The sequence below is a fragment of the bacterium genome (genome assembly GCA_024228115.1).
GTDB lineage: Bacteria > Myxococcota_A > UBA9160 > UBA9160 > UBA6930.
This window is the reverse complement of sequence record JAAETT010000363.1, coordinates 1-6,863: the sequence shown is the minus strand read 5'-3', so window position 1 is coordinate 6,863 and position 6,863 is coordinate 1. Positions and strand designations below refer to the sequence as shown.

The 6,863-nt window shown below is 63.4% G+C and carries 5 protein-coding genes; 4 read left to right on the top strand and 1 reads right to left on the bottom strand.

What is annotated here, in order from left to right:
* Positions 1–410: 410 nt before the first annotated feature.
* The 3 genes from GY937_16100 to GY937_16090 all read left to right on the top strand — a co-directional run bounded on the left by GY937_16100 (position 411) and on the right by GY937_16090 (position 4,176).
* The gene (locus GY937_16100) at positions 411–1,607 is read left to right on the top strand and encodes a hypothetical protein (protein ID MCP5058228.1); all 1,197 of its coding nucleotides are present in this window, start codon (positions 411–413) and stop codon (positions 1,605–1,607) included.
* A 174-nt stretch (positions 1,608–1,781) separates the two neighbouring features.
* On the top strand, positions 1,782–2,855 hold the full coding sequence (locus GY937_16095; protein ID MCP5058227.1) for a hypothetical protein: 1,074 nt from the start codon (positions 1,782–1,784) through the stop codon (positions 2,853–2,855).
* 295 nt (positions 2,856–3,150) lie between these two features.
* Positions 3,151–4,176, top strand: coding sequence for an endonuclease/exonuclease/phosphatase family protein (locus GY937_16090; protein MCP5058226.1), 1,026 nt, complete (start codon positions 3,151–3,153; stop codon positions 4,174–4,176).
* Positions 4,177–4,184: 8 nt separating this feature from the next.
* Here GY937_16090 and GY937_16085 read toward each other — a convergent pair whose 3' ends face one another.
* Positions 4,185–5,078, bottom strand: a complete 894-nt coding sequence (locus tag GY937_16085) for a DUF2608 domain-containing protein (protein ID MCP5058225.1) — start codon at positions 5,076–5,078, stop codon at positions 4,185–4,187.
* Between the two features lie 47 nt (positions 5,079–5,125).
* On the opposite strand from GY937_16085, the gene GY937_16080 reads away from it, so the two are divergent.
* Positions 5,126–6,391, top strand: coding sequence for a hypothetical protein (locus tag GY937_16080; GenBank protein MCP5058224.1), 1,266 nt, complete (start codon positions 5,126–5,128; stop codon positions 6,389–6,391).
* The last annotated feature ends 472 nt before the right edge of the window (positions 6,392–6,863 follow it).

The following is a 6,863-nucleotide window of genomic DNA, read 5'->3' as shown; positions in this document are numbered from 1 at the left end:
GTGGCTGGCTTCACCATAACCAGACTTTCCCTCCAGCCATTCCAGATGCCGGAGAGCAGCGCCCAGAAGGCGCGGTCGGCGGGCCGAAGCTTGGGCCGCGAGCCTCGATGTATCAAGCACGATAGTTGGTGGCGTAGCGCAGCATTCTCGGCGATGAGATCTGCGCGGTCCGTGAAAATGGACGTAACGATGGAGAGAATCAGTGAGCGCTGGAACGGCATCCGGCGAATCATATCCTCAGCCCCAATGTGCCTGAAAAACCACCGATTTTGCCGTCGTCTCGAATAGTGACGAGGCACAACCGAGACCCGTTGGCATAGAACGCCCAGCACAGGGTCCTTTCCGCCGCGCCGACGATGGGTCTGAGTTAGACTGAACTAGCCAACAGACAGGTTCGTGAGCGTGATTCGATGACAAAGCCCACTACCGTAATCGTCGTGGTCGCCTTCTCGCTTGCGGGAGCTGCCGCTTCGGCAATGAACACGGTCAGAGCACCGGCACCGGACGAGTCGCTGCCTCCCACGCCGACCCTCCACGTTACGCTAGAGCGCGACGCGCTCTCCGCAGGAGATCGCGTAGGTGGCTGGGTTTCCATCGCCAACCCTTCTGCGATCCCCCTATCCTCTGCGAAGCTGCGCCTCCAGGCTCCGGCGTTCATCGACCTGGGAGAGCCGGCCGAGTGCAAGGACTTGCCCGGAGGGAGGGTCGACCTGGGGTCTGTGGACGCACGCCAGGTGTTGGACGAGGAGTTCTGCGTCTGGGCCGAAAACGAGATCTCGGAGGGAAGCGTCAACGTTGTCTTCGTCCTGGACTACTGCTGGACTGAGGGCGCCCCGGGCTGTTCACAGGCCCTGATCGAGAAGACCCTCCGCTGCGGCGTGTTCGGAACCGAGGTAGTCGGTGGAGTATCTTTGGCCTTCATTGCGCTGGTGCTTCCCGGATTGCTCTTCTTCATGAGCTTGCGCTTGGGCGGCGTCGTCACGAGCACCACCTTCGCAGCGACTGAAATTGCGACGCTGAGCGTGCTCCTCTCGATGGTGCTCGTTTGGGCGGGAGCCTTCCTCGCCCGCCCGGAAGTGGATCAAGGCATGAGTCCGGGGCGGGTGCTGGCTCTCTGCGGCGTCGCGACCGGCACCGCCTGGGTGATCGCAGGAGTCGTGGGAGGACTCCATCGTCTTACGAAGGCGCGCCTCGTCCCGAAAGACGAGGATGCAGTCGCAGTTTTCAAACGCCTCGCTCGCGCCGGGGCCGGACCCGGACCTAGCTCGATTCTCGAGACCAACGGCGAGTTCGTGGGCGCGCTTGGGGGTGAAACCGTGGATGGCGGCTGGGTCGTCGTTGGCTGGATGCGCTTCATCGTGGAGGATGAGAAGCTACGCGGGCGGCTCAAGGAACTGGCGAAGAAGAACAAGCTCCACAAGCTGATCCGCCTCGCAGAACGGGAGAAGCTAGAGATGAACGTCAGCGACTTGATCAAACAACGAGGGGAGGACGGTGTTTTCACCCCGACGATTGAGGAGACGCATCGGGTGACCAGTGCGAACCTGCAGTCCACCAAAGCCGAGGCACCCGACGATTTTCCCCCCGCTATCTCAGTAGAGGGTTAGCGGTGTCGCGATGGCGAAAAAAGACCGTGCCGCCTTGCGGCGGCACGGGAAGTATCGCTTGCCAACAAACTGGCTAGCGGCTGCTGTTTGGTGCGTGCACCGACGACAGAATAATCCATCCTCCCGCCGGTTGTAAAGCAGTTCAGGTGGGCGGCCGGCACTGGAGGCAGCACCATGAATATCGGCGTTCTTGACGTCCTACTGTTCGACCTGCACCGGGCACTCCCCCTGGTTGGCAGGGATATGCTCAACGCTGACTTTCGCTTCGTCGGCCATCCCGACGACTACGGGATGCAGTTCGAAAAACCTCCGTTCGAAGCGGAAGGCTTCTTGGTGCGACCTCTCCGTCGAGAGCTCAAGCGAAACCGCTTCTGGCAGCACTTCTTGGGGTCGTCTCGCTCCGGCCAATGGCGCTCCCACATCCCCTTCGAGCTGATCGACCAGCAGAAGCTCGAGGTCCAGCTCGATGGCCGAACTCTCTCAGCTCTGCAGCCGACGATCCTGCTGTGGCCGTGGGGCTGGTCGTCGCAGCTCCGCTTTACGCTTGAACCGCAGACCCGGATCGATGACGTGCGCACCCAGCTCGAGCGGCTGGGCGATCGCACGCAGCGCCCCTTCGTCGCGCCAGAAGGGGGCGGCCTGAGCATGGGCGACCTGTTCGCTCAGCTGTCGAAGCGGCTCAAGCAGGCGATCTACGTTAATTCGGGTACCGCACCCGGCAGCGTCATCTTTCATCGGCGGAGAGTCCTCTCGATCTACGCCTCCAACAAGGGCCCGGCTCCCTACAAGAAGCACAGCTGGCGCCCCGAGCGCCCGCTCGCTGATGCGGACCGCGCCGGCCTGCAGAGCCTGCTGCTGGGGCGAGAGGTCAAGCTGGACGAGGCCGTGGAGCGCGAGAATGAGCGAGCCTTCCTGCTGACGTTCTTGTCCGGCACCGACTTCGCAATGACTGATTTCAAGCGGGGCTCGTTGCTCTACCTGGTGGATACGGGCGGCGGCGGAGGCAAGAGTCGCTCTTCCCTGAGATGCCTGACGGCAAACGTGGCCACTTGCGCGCTGGTGTCGGAGGCGCTGGCTGGCCTCGCGGGCGCGAATCCACCCCAAGGCGTAGCCATCCAGGACGAGCTTCTCGGCAGTGCCGAATCAATGCTGACCGAGCTCGACCTTCGGTACAACAATCCCTTCTGTCGCGGTCTCTTCCGGAGCCACACCAAGCTGCAGCCCTTTCGTGGCATCCCCTACTCCTGACTGGCATCGGCGATCTGCCGTCCCGCATCGGCCTCCTTGGCCAGCCTGATGACCCTGCTCCTCGCTGAACTGGCTGGGTCGCGTCCCGTTCTCCTTCAATCGAAGAGAACCAAGAGACGGTGATCTCGTCCTCAGTTCGGCTACACCCGAGTTCGGAGGTCGGGCGAAACGCCAACGCTTCGCGAAGCTCGCTCCTTTCGTGTCTCGTGATGGCTTATTTGTACACGCACAGTCTGCTTTCGTCGTAGTATGGCACGCCTAAGCCAAGATTGACCGCTCAGTCGAGGAGATTGCTATGGCCACCCGCACCCAACTCAGCTTCGCAACCTGCAACCTCTTCAACCTGAACGAGCCGGGTCTTCGGATCTACCGGGACACGGACGGCTGGAGCCAAACCGAGTACGATAAGAAGATCGTATGGACGGGCGCGGCACTCAAGTCGACGCGCTCCGATGTTTTCGGCTTTCAGGAACTCTGGCACCGTGACTCCCTTAAGGCGGCGATCGCCGAAGCGGGGATGGCGTCGAGCTACAAGCTGCTGGTGCCTAGCGGCCAGAGCGGGCAGAAGATCGTCTGCGCAGCTGCCGTCCGGAAGCAGATCCTGCTTGGCAGTCCGGAGTGGATCACCGACTTCCCGGCGGATTTTCGCCTCGAGAGCGGCGGTGACGACGCGCAGTCAACTGGGATCGCGGTCAACATCAGCACGTTCTCCCGCCCGATTCTGCACTTCAAGATCAAGCCGCGGTCGGATGGGCGCGTAATCTCAGTCTACGTCGCGCACCTGAAGTCCAAGCTCCCTACCGCCATCTACCGCGAGCCTTGGTATGTGAAGGCGAAGCACAGCAAGCACACAGAGGGCCTCGGCGCTGCCATTGCTACCATCCGGCGCACCGCCGAGGCGGCGGCAATGCGAATGATCCTGACGGAGGAGATGAAGGGCACCGATCGCCCCGTAGTCGTCCTCGGCGACCTGAACGACTCCCAACACAGCAACACGCTCAACATCCTAACGGGTCAGCCCAACTACTTGCTCTCGGGCCTCTCGCTGGGCGGTAGCGACGTCGATTTGTACACAGCGGGCACGCTACAGGAGTACCGGAGCTTGCGGGACGTGTATTTCACCCATATCCACCAGCACTTCCGGGAGTCGCTGGATCACATCCTCGTATCGCAGGAGTTCTACGACAACTCGAAGCAGCGGCGTTGGGCCTTCAAGGGCATGACGATCAACAATGACCACTTGAAGGATGAGGACCACAAGGCGACGGGCACGTCGGACCATGCCATTGTGCGGGCGCAGTTCGAGTATCGCCCGGCATAGTGGCCGCTCTAGCCGTTGGGGCAGTCGGCCACGCCGGGCTGGCCCCGAGGCATCGTGAGCGCGCGGAGGTTTCGCCACGCCTCGGGCCAGCGCGCGATCCACTCGGCTTGCTCGCTCTCGGCGTCCGCTCGGGGCTGGGCAACGTAGTCGAAGAGCCACAGCTCGGCGTCGGCTCCCGAGAAGGCGCTCGCGACGGTGTCGTTGTTCGACGGCTTGTTGTCGACCATCACCAGGGCTTCCGGCGCCATTCCGAGCTCCTCGAGGATCCAGCGGAGGGCGACGCCCTTGTTCTGTCCGGCGACCATCGCGACCGAATTCGCCACCGAGATGGGCCGCGCGAGGCCCGGCACGGTGCGCACCCACGGCCACCCCGCTCCCGGGAGACCCTCCCTGGGATCCGACGCGTCGAGAAGCCCGAGCCGCTCGAGCTCACGCTCAGTGGCCCAGCGATAGCCCGGATTTCGGGCGGTGAGGAAGAGCACCTGGATCCCGGTGCTCCGCAGCCGCTGGAGGACGTCGTCGACGACCTCCTCGGTCGGCGCCATTCTGGAGAGCTCGAGCAACAGGCCTAGCGAGGTAAAGAGGCATTCGGCACGCACGTCGTTCTCGGGGAGCTTGCCCTGCCAGTCGTACCACTCGTCGCTGCCCGCGAAGCGTACAGGACGCAGGACCGTGCGATCGATGTCGGCAACGACGAGGATCCTGTCGGGGGGCACTCGCGAGGCGATCTCGTCGATCGTGGCCTCGACGTCCGCCCAGGACGACACGTCCGTCCGACGGGGCGCCAGCATCGGCTCAGGCACGGGTGTCGATGCGCAAGCCAGAGCGGCGAACGTCCCCGCGAGGAGCACGCACCGGCACACCCGCCCGAAGCCCGCTGTTACACTGAATGAACCCGTCATTTGCTTCCTCCGACCGCAGCCCTTCAAGGACAGGAGTGTACCGTCAAATGAGCAAGCTAATCGCAATCGCCTCGATCGTCGGGATCGCCGTACTCGGAACTGCCTGCTCGTTCCGTGGGCCGATCGAAGACCACGCCGTTGCCTACAACCTCGCCGTGGAGCGGGCCCAGAACCGCATGCTCCTCCTCAACGTCGTTCGAGCCTTCCTGGGCCGGCCTCGACACTTCACGGCCTTCACCCAGATTCGGGGCAGTATCAGCGGCGAGCTCTCTTCGAGCCTGTCGCTGCCCTTCGGCGGCGACGCCCTGAATCGATTCGTCGCCTCGCCGAGCGGGTCGGTGAAGAGCTCGCCCAGCTTCGACATGGCCGTCCTCGACAAGAAGGAATTCGTCCGGGGAATCACGAAGCCCATCACCTCGACGACCTTCGAGTACTACTGGTCCCAGGGCTGGAAGCAGGAGCTTCTCCTTCACGTCTTCGTGCGTGAGGCCCGCCTTGGGGAACTCAGACTGGAGAACTACCCGGCGAGCGCCACGAAGCGCTACATGTTCTCCGAGTTCGTGGACCAGTTCATCGCGATGGGTTCCCGCTTCAGAAGGAACGAGGCCGAGGCCTACGGACCGGAGGTTCCGACTGGACAGGTGACCGCAGAGGGACTGGCGGATGCGCGCGAGCAGAAGCTTCTCGCGGAAACGGTCGCAGGAAAGCTCCAGCTCAAGACCCGTGGTGTAGGGTACAAGATCGAGTGCCCGGCTGACTGCGTACTCGATTCCTTCAGCGGAAAAGAGCACATTGTTCCCAAGGCGACGAAAGAACCGGCAGTCGAAGCGGAGCGTCAATGGAACGAAAGCTACGCGACACGCGAGCTGACCTCGGTCTCCCTTGGGAGAAGCGGCGCGGAACCGCCGGAGAAGACGGAGCTCAGGCTGATCCTCCGGTCGCCGGAGCAGATGCTCTACTACCTGGGCGAGGTCGCGCGAGCGGACCTCTGCGACGGCGTCGCGCCGCCCAAGATCCGGAGGTCCGGCAGCGATGAGTATACCCTCGATCTCTTCGTTCTGAAGCGGCGCGCGCGCTTCCGAGAGGACCCGGAGTGCACGAAGGCGGGATTCGGGCTGGAAGACCGGATTCAGTCACGCGCCGACCACGACCGGTGGCTCGAAGTGGCCTACGAAGCAGACCTTTACTGGATCCCCCGGGTTGCGGGCGGCCGATCCGTCACCGCCTTCACCCTCGTCCAGCAGCTCATCGGGCTGCAGAAGGGCGGCGAGGAGCTGCCCACCACGTCGACCGTGACGGTGATCGGCAACTGACGGGCCTCGGCGGTCCCAATGGCCTGAGCGCACCAGCTTGCGGCTGAACGGCCTCCCAGCGCCCATCGCGGCGGGGCGGCCCCGAACTCGGCGATGAAGCGTGAGCGCAGCTCGAAGTCGCTCTCCGGCGTAGCCTCGTGCCCAAACGGACCACCTCTGCCACGATTCGGCCGAGAGGATCAAGCCTCCACCGGTATCGAAAATCGACATTTTCGGACGCGAACGAACGCCGGCGAGTCTCGGATCCCGAGCCGGTTCGTCGCTGTCACCGGCACACGCCCTCAACAAAAAAGGGGGGTAGTGAACTCCTCCTGCGCCACCGCCCGACCAAGGCCTCGGTGAACACCCAAAAGCGGCCATACGTGATCACCTGAAAACCGGCCATAGAACGGGGAGTCGTCCAGGACGTTGAGGCGGGCGAGGCGGATAGCCTCGCCGGCCATGGCAAATGTCTTGGACGCAGAGAAACAGC

What these genes read in the sequence shown, in the direction of transcription:
- GY937_16100 (MCP5058228.1), top strand. Translation starts at nt 411, where the DNA reads ATGACAAAGCCCACTACCGTAATCGTCGTGGTCGCCTTCTCGCTTGCG.
- GY937_16095 (MCP5058227.1), top strand. Translation starts at nt 1,782, where the DNA reads ATGAATATCGGCGTTCTTGACGTCCTACTGTTCGACCTGCACCGGGCA.
- GY937_16090 (MCP5058226.1), top strand. Translation starts at nt 3,151, where the DNA reads ATGGCCACCCGCACCCAACTCAGCTTCGCAACCTGCAACCTCTTCAAC.
- GY937_16085 (MCP5058225.1), bottom strand. Translation starts at nt 5,078, where the DNA reads ATGACGGGTTCATTCAGTGTAACAGCGGGCTTCGGGCGGGTGTGCCGG.
- GY937_16080 (MCP5058224.1), top strand. Translation starts at nt 5,126, where the DNA reads ATGAGCAAGCTAATCGCAATCGCCTCGATCGTCGGGATCGCCGTACTC.